The following is a 19,470-nucleotide window of genomic DNA, read 5'->3' as shown; positions in this document are numbered from 1 at the left end:
ACGAGAATATCGAAGCTAAATTGCGAGTGCTGTTAGAGCACTGGTTAGGTTGGAATCATTCATTCCAAGGCAGTTGTATGTTTTTAGATGCGTGGAAAGATGCCGCAACTTGTGATTGTGCAATTCAAAAAGTACTTAAAAAAACCATCGCGACTTGGATTCATTACTTGCAAATTCAAATTCAAAAAGGGGTTGATAGCGCACAGTTTCATCCGAAATTGGATGTAAAGCAGGCTGCTTATGAGTTGTATGGACTCTATTTAAGTGCTCATTTGTTCTACTCGATCTACGGCCAAATGGAAAGTTATCAACATTTTTGGAAAGGCGTGGGCGATTTAATGTCTCGATGGCGAAATATAGTGAAGCAGCAATGTTAGCTAATTCTCGCTTTTCACAGCGAGAAGAACGAGCCTGCAACAGCGAAAATGCACTTTTATTTAACTAAATCAAATTGTTAACAAAATCAAAATTTTTTAATTAGAAATAGTACGAACGTTCTATTTTATCGAGAGGAAGGGCAACTCAGTGAGTGAAAAAATCTATTTCAGCACCTCAAACACATTCAGTGTGAAACGTACATTGGTCAATATGAGCACTCGTCTTCATCACACGCTCGCACCGTCACATGCCAAAAAATTTGCACGAAATGTATTGTTGACTCCGGCAAGAAGTAAGCCTCAAAACCAGCCGCCAATTGGCCTGAAAACTGGCCGTGTAATGTGCGTTGAAGGGGCTCTGACGACTTATCAACTCGGAAGTGGTCCCATTTGGTTATTGACTCATGGTTGGTCTGGCACGGCAAGTCAGTTTTATCCACTGATGGAGCATATTGCGGCACGTGGTTATACGGCATTAGCTTATGATCACCCAGCACATGGTCAAAGCGAGGGCGTGTATGGTCACATTCCTGCGTTTGTTGGAGGGTTGGAAGCGATACTCGATAGTATTGACAATGTTGCTGGTATCGTTGGACACAGTATGGGGACGGCCGCCGCATTAGAGTGCCGACATCATAAAATTGAGCATTGTCCCATGCTATTGGTTGCGCCCGTGCTGGATTATTTGGATAACTTATTCAGCAGTGTGGCAAGGTCTGGCTATTCGATGCGCTTATTTGAGGCCGTTGTTGCGGAAGTTGCCGATCAATATCGTTATCCCATTCAATCTATCGATCCTTACCATAAGCTTGCTCAGCGTCAATCTCGCAGCGTCATTGTTCACGATGAGAATGACAAGTTCACCAAATATTCTGTTTCAAAGCGAGCGGCAGAAGAAATCGAGAAAGTGTCACTTATTACCACCCAAAACCAAGGACATGGACGTGTGATGAAAGGTGAACAAGTTAAGTCCGGATTTGATTTGTTGGCAGGAATACCATGCTAAGGTGTTCGTTTTAAGTTAATTTGAAGCCGTAATTTGATGGGCGTAATTTAACCAATAGTTTTCCATTTATTTCAAAGTGTTAAATTGTTAACCATAGTCTTGATAAGGTTAACAATTTCGCAATAATTATTATCTCCTTGTTTGAATATGTGTGATCATATTGTTGCCAGTAGGCCCTCATAAGGAAAAATAATAATGAATAGAAACGATAGTGTCCCTTTACCCTCCAACACCCGAGAATGGTTTTTTAACCGCAACAGCCTTATCATCCTAGCCGATATTGTCCTGTTTTTTGTCCTGTACAATGCCTTGCCTGTTGATTCTAATGTCGCTTTGGGCATTAGTATGCTGGCATTTATTGCTGTGCTGTGGTTAACGGAAGCTTTACACGTCACAGTCACGGCCATTCTTGTGCCTATCATGGCCATCGTTTTTGGTGTTTTTAACACCCAAACGGCGCTCAATAACTTTGCTAACTCGATTATCTTCCTATTTTTAGGTGGATTCGCATTGGCTGCTGCTATGCATCGGCAGGGGCTGGATAAAGTTATTGCCGATAAAGTTCTTATCATGGCGCGCGGGAAAATGAGCGTTGCGGTATTCATGTTGTTTGGTGTGACTGCCGCGCTTTCAATGTGGATCAGTAACACCGCCACCGCTGCGATGATGCTACCGCTTGTGCTTGGAGTGCTCAGCAAAGTGGATAAAGACCGTGGTCATTCGACCTATGTTTTTGTGCTGTTAGGTATTGCTTACAGCGCCAGCATTGGTGGTATCGCAACCATCGTAGGAAGCCCTCCTAACGCGATTGCCGCGGCTGAGGTTGGTCTTTCATTTACAGATTGGATGAAATTTGGTGCTCCAACGGCGGCGATTATGCTGCCCATTGCGATTACTATTTTATATTTCGCATTAAAACCGGATCTTAATGGAGAGTTCGAGCTCAATTATGAACCTGTTACTTGGGATAAAGGTAAAGTCGTCACGCTTGGTATTTTCGCATTAACGGTTTTTTGTTGGATATTTAGCAAACCAGTCAATGCCATGCTGGGTGGTTTTGCGAGCTTTGATACTCTGGTTGCGCTGGGTGCGATTGTTTTGGTCAATTTTGCCCGAGTGGTGCACTGGAAAGATGTAGAAAAAACGGCAGATTGGGGGGTATTACTGCTGTTTGGTGGCGGTATTTGCTTGAGCAACGTACTTAAGCAAACGGGAACCAGCGTTTTCCTAGCCAATGAACTAAGTGCCCTGATCTCTCATTTAGGTCTGTTCTTTATTGTATTCGTGATTGCTGTTTTCGTGGTGTTCCTAACGGAATTCGCGAGTAATACAGCCAGTGCAGCGCTGCTTATTCCGGTGTTTGCCAGTGTTGCTGAAGCCTTTGGTATCTCACCCGTGATTCTATCTGTATTGATTGCTATTGCGGCTTCTTGTGCATTTATGTTGCCCGTTGCGACGCCACCCAATGCGATTGTGTTTGCCTCTGGACACATTAAGCAAAGTGAGATGATGCGAGTGGGTATGATGTTAAATATTGCTTGTATTGGCTTGCTGACCATGATTGCGATGCTGTTCTGGTAAGCTAAGCACAAACTACTTCAATACTAATGAGCTCTCAATTCAGAGAGCTCATATTGAGATGTTATTACTGTTGGTTAACGAATTCTTTAAAGCGTGCTTTCGTTTTCTCATCAGCCTTGTTGTACCAAAAATGCAGCATTTCTTCGGCGGCGTTTTGTACATTTCCTGACTGAGCTAGTTCATTTTGCAGCATAGCAACATCCGTCATTCCAATAGCCGCAATACCCCCTGCGCGATTATAGTCATTTGCTTCACGGATATAGTCACGGCCTACTTGATACCCTTCTTTAAGAAGGCGATCTTGCTTTATCTCTAGTGTTTGGCCTGCTTGGTCAATCAGTGACCATTGCATTGTTTTAATCTCTTTCTCTGCTCGATGTGCATCACGGTATTCAGGCATGGCAAAATTCAGTTTTGCATCCTTTGCGGTGAATGTGGCAATGACTGCATCGCTTTCGATAATCACGCGGTCATTCCCTTGCGTAAAATAAGGCGCGTATTTGAAGACGATTTGTTGTTCACCATCGGCCAGCTCAAGGCTTTTCGCTGAGGAAAATAGGCTGCCAGAAGTTTCGGGCTTCTGACCATTCACCGCTAATAAGTTAATGGTGTCTGGAATTTCAAGAGTGATATTAGCCAATACAGAGGTACTAAAGATCATGGTTAATGTACATAAAGCCGGTTTAATTAGGTTCATTATTTTATCCTTGCAAGCAATAGAGTAGAGGTTGCCGATAGTTGGTTGTAAAAGCAAGTTCTCAACGGCATAAGTGACTAATTTTCATTGAAATGTAACATCTTTAGTGCGAGGCATGCGTCATGCATTCGTCAATATTATCAGATCGTTAGTCACGTGATAATGTCATTCTCTTAATTTTAAATTATGCCATTCAGTCTTCTTCAAAGGCCTTAATTAGCGTAAAAAATTAAACTTACCTGCTTTGCTTTGTCAAAATTCTGAATTCCTGACTCAGAATTGCTTTTAAGATGTAACACGGTGAATCCCCATAACAAAATTTTAACGATGACTCGAAAAGCGTTTTTATTTTTTTGCTAAAAAAAATAAGTCTTGTAAATACTGAAATGGATGTTCTTCAATGCCTTATCAGAAGAGCAGCTTGCTTAAATGTAAGTGAAACATTCAGAAATGAGAGATATAGGTATGAATCGTATTACTTTGTGCGCCGCAAGTATTGCAATGGCTCTTTCGGGCACGGCAATGGCAGCACCAGCAACCCCTAGCGTCGATGTCTATGGGTCGAATAATCTACAGTTTTCTAAAGTTGAATTAGCCATGGAAAGCACGGCTGGTTATAACCAAATGGTCAAATATTATGACCAAGCGCCGATTGCCGTTAAGTTTAACCAATGGAGTGGTACAACGGGCAACACGTATAAAATCTATTTTGATGGCGCACAGGTCGCGACAGGCCCAATCACTGGCAGCCAAACCACCGCAAACTTCAGTTATGCACAAGGTGGTGTTTACCAAATGACAATCGAAGCTTGCGACGCGACAGGTTGCAGCAAAAGTGCACCCGTTGAGATAACAATTGCCGATACCGATGGCTCACATCTCAAACCTTTGGTGATGAATATTGATCCCAATAACAAGACTTACACGACCGATAAAGATACGGTGGTTGGAACCTACTTTGTTGAGTGGGGCATCTATGACCGGAAATATACGGTAGATAACATCCCGGCTGATAATCTGACGCATATTCTATACGGCTTCATTCCAATTTGTGGCCCTAACGAATCATTGAAATCCGTTGGTGGAAACAGCTACAACGCGTTGATGACCGCATGTAATGGGGTGAATGATTACGAAGTGGTGATCCATGACCCTTGGGCGGCCTATCAAAAGAGTTTCCCGCAAGCGGGTCACCAATACAGCTCTCCGATCAAGGGCAACTATGCCATGTTGATGGCGCTCAAACAGCGTAATCCAGACCTCAAGATCCTTCCTTCTATTGGTGGTTGGACACTCTCTGACCCATTTTTTGATTTTACCAACAAGGCCAATCGCGATACTTTTGTTGCTTCAGTGAAGAAATTCCTAACCACTTGGAAATTCTACGACGGTGTTGATATCGACTGGGAATATCCTGGAGGAGGTGGTCAAGCAGCGGATCGCGGTGACCCAGTCAATGATGGCCCTGCGTACATTGCGTTAATGCGTGAACTGCGTGCCATGCTTGATGAATTGCAATCGGAAACTGGTCGTACTTATGAGCTCACGTCAGCAATTGGTGTTGGTCATGACAAGATTGAAGATGTTAATTATGGCGAAGCCATTCAATATATGGATTACATCTTTGCCATGACTTATGACTTTTATGGCGGTTGGAATAACGTATTAGGCCACCAAACCGCGCTTTACTGCGGATCATTCATGCGCCCTGGTCAGTGTGATGGGAAAGGAGTAGATGAAAATGGCGAACCTTATAAAGGCCCAGCTTATACGGCGGATAACGGTATCCAGTTACTGCTAGCACAGGGTGTCCCTGCTAATAAGTTAGTCTTAGGTGCGGCTATGTATGGCCGTGGCTGGGAAGGGGTGATGCCGGCTTCATTAAGTGATCCAACCGATCCGATGACAGGGGTAGGTAACGGAAAATTGAAAGGCACTTCCGCGCAAGGCGTGTGGGAAGCGGGTGTGATTGACTATAAAGGCATCAAATCATTCATGTTAGGGGCTAATAATACCGGTATTAATGGCTTTGAATATGGATACGATGCACAAGCTGAAGCACCTTGGGTTTGGAATCGTACAACGGGCCAACTGGTTACTTTTGACGATAACCGTTCAATCAAAGCCAAGGGCGCCTATGCTCGAAACCTTGGTTTGGCCGGGTTGTTCTCTTGGGAGATTGACGCTGATAATGGTGACATCCTAAATGCGATGCATGAAAGCTTAGCAGGAGGAGGTACTACCCCCCCCGCGAACCGCGTGCCCACTGCAAATGCAGGTGTTGATCAATCGGTGGTTGGTCCGGTGAGTGTTGTTCTTGATGGCGGTGCATCAAAAGACAGTGATGGCACTATTGTCAGTTACCTGTGGCAACAAACAACGGGTACGACAGTGAGTTTAGCAAACGCTAATACGGCACAAGCCAGTTTTGATGCGGCCGAAGTCACACAAGTACAAACATTGACGTTCAAGTTGACGGTCACAGACAACAAAGGCGCAACAGCTTCTGATGTCGTGACTGTAACGCTCAAACCTAAAGCAACTGAGCCTGTGAACACGCCACCAGTGGCGGTGATTGCCGCGCCAAGCAATGCCAGTGCTGGTGAGGTTGTGGTGGTGGACGCTTCCGCTTCAAGTGACGTCGATCAAGACACCTTAACTTTCGTATGGGATGTACCTGCAGGCCTAAATGCAACCATTCAAGGTGCGAGTGTTTCGTTTGTTGCTCCTGAGTATACACAAGACACCACGCTAAGCTTCACTGTAACTGTCAGTGATGGTAAAGCGGCGGCCTCTGCAAGTGCATCGGTTATCGTGGCGAAGAAAGATTCTGGTGGTGGTGACACTTGCAGCAACTTGTGGGATAAATCAGCGGTTTATACTGGCGGTCAACAAGTTTCTTGGGCTGGTAAAGTATGGGAAGCCAAGTGGTGGACAACTGGCGAAAACCCATCGACTACTGGTGTGTGGGGAGTATGGAAAGAGATTGGCCCTGCGAGTTGCCCAACAAGCTGATTGCTTTAATAAACCAGCTACCTCAATGAGCTAACGGGTTTAATAAACTTTTTATTGCAAACAATGACTTCAAGCCTCGTTCTCACACGAGGCTTTTTTGTGCGTTTTTCTATGTTTTTTCATTCATGACTTGCAATTCAATATTTTTGCTTTAGTGTTATATATGTGTATAACACTATATCGGTATAAAATTGTGACAGATTGGCAAGATAACCAACCCATATTCCGTCAGCTAGCCGACAAAATTACCGAGCAGATCCTACAAGGTATTTGGCTAGAAGATAGTGCGTTGCCTTCGGTAAGAACCGTTTCGGCAGATATGAAAATCAATCACTTAACTGTCATGAAAGGCTATCAACTGCTTGTTGACGAAGGCATTGTTGAAAAAAGACGAGGTCAAGGTATGTATGTCGCGAAAGGAGCGCTAGCGCAATTACAGGCGAAACAAAAGCAGCACTTTTTAGAGCAACAGATCCCAGAAATTGCACAAACACTCAAGCTATTGGCGATGCCGCTTGAGGATTTTATCAACCAACTACAACAGCATATTGAAGGTGACCAATGAATCCATTAGTCGAAGTCAACGGTGTATCTAAACAGTACGCAAAGCATGCCGAGTCGGAAGCTCTGCAGAATGTGAGCTTTAAGCTCTACGCAGGACAGGTGCTCGGTTTGCTCGGACATAATGGTGCGGGCAAGTCGACCTTAATTAAGTCGTTGCTCGGTGCTCACCATTATCAAGGTGACATTTTGATCCAAGGCTTAAATCCGATTACGGAACATGCGCAAGTGATGGCGCATCTTTCCTACATTTCAGACGTCAATGTGTTGCCAGATTGGATGACGGTTAAACAAATTTTGCGTTATACGTCAGGCGTGCATCCCAGTTTCTCGTTAGACAAGGCCACGCAAGTCCTTGCACAAACCAACATTCGTTTATCAAGTAAAATTCGTACCTTATCAAAAGGGATGAAAGTACAACTGCATTTAGCCATTGTGATTGCCACCGATACCAAAGTGCTGATTTTGGATGAGCCAACTCTTGGTTTGGACCTAATCTACCGTGATACCTTCTATCGTCACTTACTCGAATGGTTTCATGATGGTGAGCGTGCCTTGATTATTGCTAGTCATGAAGTCTCGGAAATTGAGCATTTGCTAACGGATGTGCTGATCTTGAAGCAAGGTAAGGTCGTGCTGCAAGACTCAATGGAGGCGATTACACAAGGGTATTTTGTTCTAGAGGCCAGTAACGCACATCAAGACGTTATCCAAACCTATTGTCCTTTGGCATCTCAGCCAAGCTTGGGAACAACAAAGTGGTTGTTGACTTCAGAACACCGTCAAGCCGTTGAAGGGCTTGGTTCTATTTACAGTGTAAAACTTGCTGAACTATTTCTTGCCTTGCAGAAGGAGAACGCATAATGCACCCCAGTATTTATATGCTTGAAAAAGAGCTGATTGAAAACAAAAATGTTACGCGTATTCCTTTATTTCTATTGGTATGCGGAACCCTATTGTTCATCAGTTTGTTAATGAACAATACACTGCAACACAACCTGTTTTTTGAGATGGAATTTGGTGGCGACATCAGTGATGTCCATATCGAATTTGTGGATGATTTCAACACCTTTATCATCATGCTTGTTGGTTTTATTTCGCTAATGCTCAGTTCACTCTATTTCCCCAGAACATTCCGCAAGGAGCGTAAAGAGGGAAGCTCGATGTTCTGGCGCAGCATGCCAGTGACGAACAATATGACCCACATAGTGAAACTGGGGTTTGGCTTATTTGTAATTCCTGTGGTCTGTTCCGTGTTAGTCATTTGTGCGGACGCTCTGCTGTGGGGGCTTAACTTAGCGACAGAAAACCGTTTAGCCCTACTATTTGAACAACGTTCTCTAGGATATGCCGTTCAACACTGGTTGAATTACCTCAGTATCATGTGGGTGATTGCTGTGACGATGCTGCCATTAGCCTGCTTTACTTTAGTTATTTCACAGATATTTAATTCGCCGATCCTTGTGATGTTCGTGGGCGGTTTCGTGCTTAAATGGATCTCGATTGTTATGCTGAATTCTGACATTGTAGGGGAGTTTTACCACGCGATTTTCAACTTGCCGTTGCAGTTAATGACTTCTTCAAACATGTTCACGGCTTTTGAAGGTGCTGGTTGGGGTAATTTATTTGTGTATATCATGATTGGTATCGCCAGTTACTGGATTAGCCACAAGCTCTATAGTACTGATGAACTTTCATTGAAGTCACTGTTGACCCGATAAGTTTCTGGTTAATTGTGGTCAAAAAGAGAGCGTTTGTTCTCTTTTTTTTCGCCTATTTCCTGCGGTTACTATGGTGAGGATAGAAAAGGTTAGACCAGAAAAATTCACTCAAAATTAGAAGTTAGTTCCAAAGTGATGAGTAATCAACTCTCTGACTCACATGATATAAATGTGTTAAATGCACTATGCTATTTTGTAATCCTTTGTGAGCAATGACAAAGACGTGGACCGCTTCAAGTTTTATTTCGAGGCTTGAAATTATAATGTCCAATTGATCGAGAATTCTATCGGTTTGAGTTAAATTACTATTACAAATAGGTCTACCTATGTTTAAAAAAATGTCGTTAAAAAACAAACTGGCGATTTCAGCCAGCGCTGCCATTATTCTTGGGGGATTACTCGTTGAAGCATTGTCGTATCGAGCTGCACTGGAGCGATTAGATATTGATGTTGAACAACGATTACAAAGTACCACCGCTTCTTATAACCAGTATGTGACGGACTGGTTACTGTCGAAAGAGCGTGCTTTAACCTCGCTGTCGCAAGATGCCGAGAAACAAGCCATCGTGACACATTTAAAACAAGTTCGAGATTCTGCAGCGTTTGACAACGTATTTCTTGCTTACCCCGACGGTTCGCAAAACAACGCTAATGGTGTTATCTTGCCGCCGGGGAACGATGATCCGCGCAAATGGGGCTGGTATACAAACGCTAAAGCAAACCCATCAAAAGTGTTTATGGATAACCCAACCGTTGCTGCGGCAACGGGCGCTAATGTGGTTTCATTAGGTAAGGCACTGAATTTAAATGGCCAACAAGTCGTTTTAGGCGCCGACGTAGAAATTACTGACATCCTCAACAGCATGAAGCAAGTTATTTTGCCGGGTGAGGGGTATATGTTTATTGCTAACGATAAAGGCAATATTTTTACCCATAGTGATACTAAGCTGCTCAATAAAAGTGTTTCTGATCTAGGTTTAAATTTCGCTGATATCCGCCAAGCGATTGCGAAAAGCAGCGATTTATTGGTGGATATTCGAGGTGAGGAGTATGTTCTCTACGCCCGAAGCATCAATGGAACGAATCTCAGTACTGTTGTGGTCATCAATCACGATTCGCTCATCGCACCTTTATCTGAAGCTACTTTCAGCCAGCTCATTGTTACTGCCGTTGTGGTCATACTCTGTACTCTGCTGTTCAACTTATTGTGTAATATTTTGTTCCGTCCTTTGAATAATGTTTCTCAAGCGTTGGCACAAATTGCAAACGGTAGTGGTGACTTAACCCAACGTATTGAAGTAGAGAACAGCGATGAAGTAGGTGAATTGGCCAGAAACTTCAATACCTTTGTGGAAAGCTTACAACAACTTATTGGCCATATTCGTCACCAGTCTCATCAATTGGAAGCGCAATCAGAACATGGCGCGCATCGCGCTAATCAATCGGCATCAGAGCTTAGTCACCAGCAGCAAGAAATTGTGATGGTCGCTACTGCGGTCACTGAAATGGCGTCGGCAACGCAAGAGATAGCCTCTCACGCAGAGCAAACGGCAAAAGCGGCGCAAGACTCGGCAACCAGCACCAACAATGGACATGCCTTGGTGATTCATACCAAAGGCTCGATCAATAACTTGGCAAAATCAGTGAGTGAGGCCAGTGGCGTGATTGCCGCACTAAACCAACACGCGCAAGAGATTTCGACCGTACTGGCAACCATTCAAGGCATTGCAGAACAAACCAACTTACTTGCGCTGAATGCGGCTATTGAAGCTGCGCGAGCCGGTGAGCAAGGCCGAGGTTTCGCCGTGGTAGCAGACGAAGTCCGTGTGCTTTCTCAGCGCACCCATACTTCTACCGAAGAGATAAAATCAACCATTGATACCCTGCAAGAAACCACTAAACGTGCGGTATCGTTGATGCAAAGCAGCTCAACGCTCGCTGAGAACTCAGTGGAAGATGCCGATAAAGCATCCGGTGCGCTTGAAGAAATTAAAGCAGCGGTTGCCTTGATCAGTGATATGGCGACGCAAATTGCGACGGCAGCCGAAGAGCAAACGCATGTGACTAGTGAAATTACACAAAATGTTACTTCTATCAAGGATGTGACGGAGCAACTGGTCATTGGTGCAGAAGATAGCTTGAGCCAATCCAATGAACTCAAGCAGCAAGCGGAAGAGCTGAGTGCAAAAGTGGCGACATTTAAATTAGCGTAACGGTTGTTTCTTTTTTATTCAAAAGGCTCTGCGGAGCCTTTTTTTGATCAGATTGTTATGTTTTCTCACTTAATGAGAAAGCAAGTCTGTTATTAATCTTAAATTCTCGATATATAAGAATCATAGTTGAGGCGTGGAATAAATGAGGCTAAAAAGAAAACATGAACGAAACGAAATTATCAGCCAGCCAAGTTAATGAAAAGTCACTGCAATTATTGATGCAAGTGGCGGTAAATGAAGAGCCAGTATCAGCGAAAACCTTGAGCGAACAATTGCAAGTTCCGCTGAGTAGTTTGTACCGACATCTGAAGATTTTGAAAGAGTGGAACTTGATCGAAGAGAGCCCACACGACAAAACGTTGATCATCGGTTCGGCGGCTCTACTTTTAATGCGCAGTTATGAAACGAGTCAACACAATCTAGATGCAGTCGATGCGGTGTTAAGTCGATTACAGAAACAGACAGGCGAAATGGCGGCATACATGGTTCCGGTGGGATACCGAGCCTTGTGCGTTAGCCAAAAAGAAAGTATGCAGGCACTTCGATGCAGCTTCGTCCAGGGTCAAAGTCAACCCCTGCTTCGAGGTGCCTCATCTAAAGTGATGTTGGCGTATTTACCCGCTCCGCGCTGTGAAAAAATTCTTCGTTATTTTGGTGAAGACCACCAAATGGAAAAATGGCAGACAGAGTTGGAAAAAATACGTCGTAATGGGTACGCCGTGAGCACGTCAGAAATTGATCCTGGCGTTTCCGGAATTAGTGCCCCCGTAATGAAAGGGAGTAAGTTGATCGGCGCAATTTCAGTGATGGCTCCAGCCCATCGTGTTGAAAGCAACAAGCAGCGGATCATTTTACATGTATTACAGGCAGCAAGAGCGTTGCCACCAGAAAGGTAATTCATAATGCTAAGTTTATTCAAACGCTACCGTATGAGTCGTACACAGAGCCAACCCGCTTATCCATTCACGTTCATGACACTCTGTGAACAGATAAAGCCAATGTCTCAAGTAGAGTTTGAATTTGCTCAGCAGAGCCTTGAATTTGCATCAGATTGGCTCTATCAGCGTCAATCCACGCCTTGTTACTCTGATGCGGGACATATAGTCGTCAAAGATAAAAATGCCACCCGTTTTCAAGACACCTTGAGTCATCAATTAGCACTGAGCTCAGTGCCCGTCGTACTAGCGAATTGTCACGAAATGCTGCTCAATGCATTACCAGTGATGGCTTTTGAGAATGAAGAAGTTGGTATTGTGAGTATCGGACATCATTTTGAGCTGAAACAAACGCTGGACCTACAAGTTGGCTCTGCATTTCATTTTGCACTCTCTCGCTATAACAATACGCGCCTATTTTGTATTGGAATTGATGAAATGCATCAATCCAACCAAGTGTGGGAGTATGCAGAAGATTTAGGCTGTGATTGGTTAACGCTGAATGAGTGTGGTTTTCGTCATCGTAATCAACTAAAAAGCCAATTAGGTCACTACATCGAGCATTGTGATCAACTGATCGTGACGATTGATTTAGCCTCTTTAGTTCCGGGAGTGGGGGTTGATGAGAACAACGCGTTAGATAACCAAATGGTATTAAGAACGTTAAGGCAATGTGCACTTTCGGGCAAGGTAAAGCTTATCCAACTGGTGGGGGCGAAGGATAAATTGATTTATTCTAAGCAGACCAAAGAAATTTTAGATGAGCTATGTGCTTTATCGCCAGATGTGATCCACGCTGCGTAGTGACATATTGATTATCATATATACCAAACAAAAACCCCCAGTTGTCTGGGGTTTTTGTTTTATGGAACTCAACCATTTGAAGTATGCTAAGTGTGTTGTTCGGTTTTTAGTATTAGGTTAATGAGCACTAAACTTGCTGAGTGATAATGAAGTGGCTTGTGCTTTCTGGAAGAGCTCTTTACTACAATCGCTCATCACTTTGCTGTCATTAAGTAGTTCGAGTGAATGTTGATTAAGATTGCTCAGTTGCGTTAGCAAATCTTCAACATGTGACAGTTGCTCATCAGATGAATTGACCGCTAAGTGGTTGGCGTTATTCGCTTGATTAACATCCTTGATCGCTTGGCTGACTAACTCGTTACTACTTTCAATAGCTTCAACGCAACTCATTGATGCATTGACACTTTCACCCATGTAGCCGATCAAGTCTTTCGAAAAGTTACTAAGCACGGTAAGGATCTCTTCCACTTGGTTGGTTGAAGAGGATGTTTTTTCCGCTAGGTTACGCACTTCGTCTGCCACGACGGCGAACCCGCGACCATTCTCACCCGCGCGAGCCGCTTCAATGGCCGCATTGAGCGCAAGCAGGTTTGTTTGATCAGCGATCGTACGGATGATCTGTAAGATATCGGTGACTTTTTCAACCTGGGCATTTAGGCTCTCAGCGGTTTTTGCTGTTACTTGTGACTTTTCTGCTAGGTTTTTATTTTCACTTAATGCATGTTTAAGTTGTTGTTGACTTTCTTGCCCAGAAATAACTGCTTGTTGTAAAGACAGCGACGCAGTATTGATATTCTCAGTGACTGACGCAATGCTTTGCCGAGCACCTTCACCAATTTGTACTGATTGCGCAATTTCCCGCTGCTGACCATTGATATTGTGTTCTAGCTGCTTCACTTGTCGTTCAACAGCTTTCGTAACATCAGTGACATTGCAGATGTTTTGTTCAATAGGGTGGAAGGTGTGTTCCACTTTTTCAATGAACATATTGATTGCTGTGGCAAGGTCACCTAACTCGTTATCTTTGTTAAATGGGATTCGTTGCTTGAGGTCACATCGACCAGAAGCCAATGATTCACATAAGTTTTTCAGCTGATTTAAAGGATGCAGTAGAGCGCTCCTCAAAATAAAAAACAAGCCAATAAAAGTAATCAACACGAAGGTTATGCCAATTGAAATGGCCCATAGCCCCAGTTCCTTGGAAATGGCATTGACCTTGTCAAATTGCCACTGAGTGACTAAGTAACCCACCAATTTTGCTTCCTTGCCCGACGTTAATGGGTTGATGATGATCACGTGTTGTGTGCTTTGTTCAATAATGATGGCGTTGGTTGATGCTTGGGTCAGCGCATTTTTTATATTGACTCCGCTAGGAGATACGGACTTCTCATTTAATTGATAGAATAAAGATCCATCTGCAAGGAAAACCGCTATATGTTTGAGTTCTTTATTGCTGCTATCGACAGCGACTTTAACCCGCTCTTCCAAGCTCTCTACTTTGTTAAAGCGCACCGAAGTGGCGACGTTTTCAGCTAGAGAAGCCGCCATTTGTTGATAAGTTTGAGCGCTCAGCGAGTACATCACTGTGGCACTTTTCGACCATAGAGCATAGGAAATAGCAATCAGCGATACAACGCTAAGTAGCGACGCACTTGCCACTACCAACCGACTAATACTAAGTCTCATATAGAGTAATCCTGATCAATGAGTTAAAGAGCTTCGACGTTAACGCCGATGGTGATGGCACCAATCACTTTCCCTGAGCTAGGGTCAACCACGCTGTGGCTTATCTGTGACTGAAACATTTGGGTCGACTCATCTTCTTCTATCTCACCAATTAGATATGCGCTTGGACCTTTAAGGTAGGTGTCTTGCCACTTCTCCTCATCTCCTTGCCAGTAGTCAGAAGTAATCTCGCTTTGGGCGACATTCAGCCCTTTGTTATCCATAGCAAAGATCTCCGTAATTAGCCCGTTGCTAGCTTGTTGAATCGATTTAAGTTCAGAAGATGCGGGGGAAGAGAGCAGTTTGTTGATCAGTGGAGCATCGGTTTGGCCCACTTGGCTACGCCAATCCTTGTCGAGTTGATCAATTTGCATTTGAGTTAGGTTAGCGTGTTGAGCGTTTTGAGCATTAATGGCTTGGATTAAAACGGGATTAGCAATGATTTCAGCCACCTTGGTATCAATGAAGTTTTTTAGCGCCCCTTCAAACTCATTAGCAAAGGAGGAAAAGGAGAAACAAGCGATCAGGCAAATAAAATATTTCATAACAGACTCCAGTCGAGTTAGGTATTTTGCGTTGTGTATAAGGTATGTAGTGATCTTAGATGTTAATATTCATCCATATGCACTTTGAGCCTAGTTTAAGAATAGAAAACTGTAAAAAAATAGGTGTGATTTGAGCGCATGATCAAATGAATATTCATCTCTTGCCAAACAAAACAAAAAACTATCCGTTTTGACAATTGACAATTGACAATTGACAATTGACAAGCTTGATGGTGGTGCCGGTTGTATTGTTTTCTCGACGAGGTCGGTTAGAAAATATCGATTTTGGAGTGATACTTGTGGTGACCCAGCTGTGCTGAATGGCTTATTTAGCTAACGCATAGATTTTATTTTTTAACTCACTGTCACCGTTAAGCAATGTAAATTTAACTTATTTGTCACGATAGACCGCTAAGCTGCTTGCAAAATCCAATAACAAGACAAGTAAAGTCAAGGAGCAAACATGTGGAAGCGTGATGAGCAAGAGTCTCAATTTAGTGAAATGATCGAAGCGAGACTCTCTCGCCGCCGTTTTATGGCGGGTAGTGCCGCAGTCAGCGCTGGTGCGTTTTTATCTTTAAACCCAGTGGCTAAGGCTGTGGCGGCAAAGTCGAGCTCTTCACTGCTCAACTTTGAAGCCATTCCTGTCTCAACGGCAGATGCCATCATTGTTCCTAAAGGGTATAAAGCGACCCCGTTGATTTCATGGGGTGACCCCATTTCTGTTGATGCTCCTGAGTTTGACCAAAGTGGTAAACAAGATTCACGAGCACAAGAGCTTCAATTTGGTGATAACACTGATGGCATGAGCTTCTTCCCAATTTCGGATGATCGCGGTGTACTTGCGATTAACAATGAATACACCAACTACGAATACTTGTTTGATCACAAAGGTAAATCGATGACAGCAGATGATGTGCGTAAAGCGCAAGCTGCGGTCGGCGTTACCGTCGTTGAAGTGATGCACAAAAATGGCCAATGGACGGTTGACCGCGCAGGGAAGCGTAACCGTCGTATCACGGCAAACACACCAATGCTGCTCACTGGGCCAGCTGCAGGCCATACGCTAATGAAAACCGCCACTGATCCTAAGGGCTTAAATCCACTGGGAACTTTTAACAATTGTGCGAATGGTCAAACGCCGTGGGGGACATACTTAACGTGTGAGGAGAACTTTGATGATTTCTTTGGTAGTAACCAAGATGGCGTGAAGTTAACGGCTGATCATAAGCGTTATGGTATTGAAGCTAAACCCAGTGATTATCAATGGCACCAACATGATGAGCGTTTTGACGTTGCGAAAAACCCCAATGAGCCAAACCGCTTTGGTTGGGTGGTGGAAATTGATCCGAACGATCCAACATCGACGCCACTTAAACGCACGGCGTTAGGCCGTTTCAAACATGAAAATGCGGCGCTTACTCTCAACAAAGATGGCCATGCTGTGGTCTATCTGGGGGATGATGAACGCGGTGAACATCTATACAAATTCGTTTCAAAAAATCGCTACCAAGCTGGTAACGATGCGGCGAATCGCAATTTATTAGAAGAAGGAACCCTCTTTGTCGCTAAGTTTGATATGAATGAGAAAGAGCTGAAAGGCTCGGGAAAATGGCTTGAACTGACCTTTGGTAAAAATGGTTTAACGCCAGAAAATGGCTTTAAGGACCAAGCAGAAGTGATGATTTTTGCTCGCCGCGCAGCGACTCAAGTGGGTGCTACGACAATGGATCGTCCTGAATGGGTTGCGATTCACCCTGATAATAAGCACGTGTTCTGTACACTGACCAACAATAAAAACCGAGGTAAAGAGGGGCAACCTGTTGGTGGTCCTAACCCTCGCGCTAAGAATAACTATGGCCAGATTCTGCGCTGGATGCCAGCCAATGAGGATCATACTAGCACTGTGTTCGCATGGGATCTGTACTTGATTGCGGGCAACCCAACGGTACATAAAGGCGATCTCTATGCGGGCAGCGACAATATCTCAGCAGACAACATGTTCAACAGCCCAGATGGTATCGGCTTTGACAAAGCGGGTCGCTTGTGGATTCAAACCGATGGCAACTATTCCAACAAAGGGGATTTTGCCGGGCAAGGCAACAACCAAATGTTGTGCGGGGATCCAATTACTGGTGAAGTAAAACGTTTCCTAACTGGGCCGATTGCTTGTGAAATAACAGGGTTAACTTTTTCACCGGATCAAAAAACCATGTTTGTTGGCGTTCAACACCCTGGGGAAGATGAAGCGCCATCGCATTTCCCATACGGTGGAACCACCAAGCCGCGTTCGACCATTATGATGATCACTCGTGAAGACGGCGGGGTGATTGGCGCATAAGCCCTGATCATTTTCCTCTGAAGGGAGCTGCGGCTCCCTTTTTAACATTCCTGCTGCCGGTCAACGCTGTTGCCATCATCCATTCACGGTCTTGGCGTCTCCTATCTTGCACGAAAGAAGACGTTGTTTCGGTTAGGCAGGACATGGTCTGGTTTGCCTTTCCTACACGTTATGTATGAATTCTTTGTGTCAGGAAAATAAGTAAAAAGGGTGAGATCGGGGCGATTATTTTCCCTCAAATTGACAATTGCTTGATACGTTCTTTGCGTGTCGTCCGTTATTATGCTGATCTTCAATAATCCAGCGGTGTCTATTGAGCGTGAAAAAGCAAATCCAAATGAAAAAATCGGGCTTAGTACTCTTAGCCTTGTTCTCGTTGCTGTTAGTTCCCATCTCATTGGTTGGGTCTTCGATTGATTTGACCACGCCAGTGAGCGAGGGCGTCGGTGCATTTTTTACCTATTTAACCGATTCGGCTGGTTGGCAAGGTTTTGGCTTTACCTTTGCTTTGTTGGCTTTTTTGGCAACACGGACAGCGACTTCCCGCATTGAACTGCTTAACCGCATTATTCAAATTGGCTTGTTATTGGTGATTGGTATGGCTGCCAAAACGGGTTTAAAACATCTGACAGAGAGCCCGCGCCCGTACACTGAATTGATGACGCATCAACTGCTTATTCCAAACCCTGCGCATTTTTATAAATTGAGTGAATTACAAAAAGAAAGTGTGATGACCGACATCGCAACCCAAGTCAGTGACTGGCGCTTACGTCATTGGCAGGGTGAAAAGGACTATTCATTTCCTTCTGGCCATACGATCTTCGCTACTATTTGTCTGGCTTTCTTTGGTGGCCTGTTTATTGAACAAAAGCGCTATATTTTTGCAGCGGGTCTACTGCTTTGGGCCTGTGGGGTCGCCTTTAGCCGCTTATGGTTAGGGATGCATCGTCCGGTTGATTTATACGGCTCCTTGCTGTTTGTCAGCATGATTTACCTTGTGATACCCAAAGTGTACCCTTTAGATCACCCTAAATTAAAGCCACTATTAACGCGTCTTCATCTCTGTTAACGGGTCACTAGCCATCATAAAAAAGCCAGCACATTTAAACGTGCTGGCTTTTTTGTAATCACATTTTACAATCACATAAGTAACGGCAATCAGGCAAAGAAGGAGGAAGCCACACCAATCAAACCACCGAATACTCCACCCCAAACAACCAACCAGCCAAGGTGCTGTTTAATCATCTTCTGTACCATCTCTTTCACCAATTTAGGCGTGAGTTCATTGAGACGTTGATCGATGATGTTTTCGATGTTAGCGGTGATCTCTTCAATCATCTCAGGAGCTTCTAACTGCTCTTTGAGCGCTTGTTTAACGCTATCGCTTTGGCTGATATCAATCATAGATTGCTGCATTTTTTCGACAAACGGTTGCTTGAGTGGTTGTAGCGCGTCGGTTCCACCAAACATCGCCAGCATGCCGCCAAATGGAGAGTTTGCAATCACTTCGACCAAAGAATCAAAGGTTGGGTTGAAGTCAACTTTGGCAATCACAGGCTCAAGATCCAACGTTTTACTGCCCGTCATCTCTTTACTGAGGAAGCGGTCAATATTGGACTGGGTGAAAAATTGCTCCATCATCAGGCTCTTGATTGCGGTTTTGAACTCTTCAAAGCGAGCAGGTATCACACCCGAGCCATATAGTCCTGGCACTTTTTCAAACAGCATGTGAATCGCAAGCCAGTTGGTGATTGCGCCAGAAAAGGCAAATAAGCCCGCATACAGCGCAATAGTGTTATCCAGTTGATAGCCCGCAGCAAGGAGCGCTAGCGCAATGATATTAGTGAGTAAGCTCTTGTTCATAATCCAAATCTAGTTAAATAAAGGGAATGGGCGAATTCTAAGGAAAAAGAGTGAATTGTGGAAGCATCAACGGAGCGCAAACTCCG

At 44.1% G+C, this 19,470-nt stretch carries 16 protein-coding genes; 12 read left to right on the top strand and 4 right to left on the bottom strand.

The genetic code is table 11. The features are described 5' to 3' along the window. The 3 genes from AACQ21_RS07225 to AACQ21_RS07215 all read left to right on the top strand — a co-directional run. Positions 1-377: TetR family transcriptional regulator C-terminal domain-containing protein (locus tag AACQ21_RS07225; RefSeq protein ID WP_374956402.1), on the top strand; the 377-nt coding region annotated here is incomplete at its 5' end. A gap of 148 nt (positions 378-525) precedes the next feature. Beyond that, the gene (locus tag AACQ21_RS07220) at positions 526-1,383 is read left to right on the top strand and encodes an alpha/beta fold hydrolase (protein ID WP_017045010.1); all 858 of its coding nucleotides are present in this window, start codon (positions 526-528) and stop codon (positions 1,381-1,383) included. Positions 1,384-1,578: 195 nt separating this feature from the next. Beyond that, entirely contained in the window at positions 1,579-2,964 is a 1,386-nt protein-coding gene (locus AACQ21_RS07215; RefSeq protein ID WP_017043564.1) for an SLC13 family permease, read from the top strand. 64 nt (positions 2,965-3,028) lie between these two features. Here the strand turns inward: AACQ21_RS07215 and AACQ21_RS07210 are convergent, their stop codons facing one another. Then, positions 3,029-3,652 carry a DUF2057 family protein gene (locus AACQ21_RS07210; protein ID WP_026028160.1) on the bottom strand — a complete coding sequence of 208 codons (624 nt, stop codon included), beginning with the start codon at positions 3,650-3,652 and terminating at the stop codon, positions 3,029-3,031. A gap of 474 nt (positions 3,653-4,126) precedes the next feature. On the opposite strand from AACQ21_RS07210, the gene AACQ21_RS07205 reads away from it, so the two are divergent. The 7 genes from AACQ21_RS07205 (at position 4,127) to AACQ21_RS07175 (ending at position 12,910) form a co-directional block, all read left to right on the top strand. After that, positions 4,127-6,676: a glycosyl hydrolase family 18 protein gene (locus AACQ21_RS07205; protein ID WP_105976803.1), complete on the top strand. Its 2,550-nt coding sequence runs from the start codon at positions 4,127-4,129 to the stop codon at positions 6,674-6,676. A gap of 193 nt (positions 6,677-6,869) precedes the next feature. Further along, positions 6,870-7,241: a GntR family transcriptional regulator gene (locus AACQ21_RS07200; RefSeq protein ID WP_026028428.1), complete on the top strand. Its 372-nt coding sequence runs from the start codon at positions 6,870-6,872 to the stop codon at positions 7,239-7,241. Continuing rightward, positions 7,238-8,101: an ABC transporter ATP-binding protein gene (locus tag AACQ21_RS07195; RefSeq protein ID WP_105976801.1), complete on the top strand. Its 864-nt coding sequence runs from the start codon at positions 7,238-7,240 to the stop codon at positions 8,099-8,101. The genes AACQ21_RS07200 and AACQ21_RS07195 overlap by 4 nt, the downstream gene beginning before the upstream one ends. Then, entirely contained in the window at positions 8,101-8,958 is an 858-nt protein-coding gene (locus tag AACQ21_RS07190) for a hypothetical protein (protein WP_013868322.1), read from the top strand. Before AACQ21_RS07195 ends, AACQ21_RS07190 begins: the two co-directional genes overlap by 1 nt. A 326-nt stretch (positions 8,959-9,284) precedes the next feature. Further along, positions 9,285-11,171 carry a methyl-accepting chemotaxis protein gene (locus AACQ21_RS07185; protein ID WP_094124805.1) on the top strand — a complete coding sequence of 629 codons (1,887 nt, stop codon included), beginning with the start codon at positions 9,285-9,287 and terminating at the stop codon, positions 11,169-11,171. Positions 11,172-11,332: 161 nt separating this feature from the next. Continuing rightward, positions 11,333-12,067 carry an IclR family transcriptional regulator gene (locus AACQ21_RS07180; protein ID WP_105976800.1) on the top strand — a complete coding sequence of 245 codons (735 nt, stop codon included), beginning with the start codon at positions 11,333-11,335 and terminating at the stop codon, positions 12,065-12,067. Between the two features lie 6 nt (positions 12,068-12,073). Continuing rightward, a complete protein-coding gene (locus AACQ21_RS07175; RefSeq protein ID WP_105976799.1) occupies positions 12,074-12,910 on the top strand; it encodes an arginase family protein in 837 nt (278 codons plus the stop codon). A 117-nt stretch (positions 12,911-13,027) separates the two neighbouring features. On the opposite strand, the gene AACQ21_RS07170 is transcribed toward AACQ21_RS07175, so the two are convergent. Together AACQ21_RS07170 and AACQ21_RS07165 are read right to left on the bottom strand one after the other, a co-directional pair. Then, positions 13,028-14,596, bottom strand: coding sequence for a methyl-accepting chemotaxis protein (locus AACQ21_RS07170; RefSeq protein ID WP_013868325.1), 1,569 nt, complete (start codon positions 14,594-14,596; stop codon positions 13,028-13,030). A gap of 23 nt (positions 14,597-14,619) precedes the next feature. Next, on the bottom strand, positions 14,620-15,180 hold the full coding sequence (locus AACQ21_RS07165; RefSeq protein ID WP_047688797.1) for a hypothetical protein: 561 nt from the start codon (positions 15,178-15,180) through the stop codon (positions 14,620-14,622). A 463-nt stretch (positions 15,181-15,643) separates the two neighbouring features. Here AACQ21_RS07165 and AACQ21_RS07160 point away from each other — a divergent pair, with 463 nt between their 5' ends. After that, a complete protein-coding gene (locus tag AACQ21_RS07160) occupies positions 15,644-17,521 on the top strand; it encodes a PhoX family protein (RefSeq protein ID WP_105976798.1) in 1,878 nt (625 codons plus the stop codon). 313 nt (positions 17,522-17,834) lie between these two features. Further along, the gene (locus tag AACQ21_RS07155) at positions 17,835-18,590 is read left to right on the top strand and encodes a phosphatase PAP2 family protein (RefSeq protein ID WP_105976797.1); all 756 of its coding nucleotides are present in this window, start codon (positions 17,835-17,837) and stop codon (positions 18,588-18,590) included. Between the two features lie 89 nt (positions 18,591-18,679). Here AACQ21_RS07155 and AACQ21_RS07150 read toward each other — a convergent pair whose 3' ends face one another. After that, on the bottom strand, positions 18,680-19,384 hold the full coding sequence (locus tag AACQ21_RS07150; protein WP_013868329.1) for a DUF445 domain-containing protein: 705 nt from the start codon (positions 19,382-19,384) through the stop codon (positions 18,680-18,682). Positions 19,385-19,470 lie beyond the last annotated feature (86 nt).

This window comes from Vibrio sp. V01_P9A10T6 (assembly GCF_963877065.1).
GTDB lineage: Bacteria > Pseudomonadota > Gammaproteobacteria > Enterobacterales > Vibrionaceae > Vibrio > Vibrio anguillarum.
The sequence above is the reverse complement of the archived record's forward strand: the minus strand, read 5'-3'. Positions and strand labels throughout refer to the sequence as shown.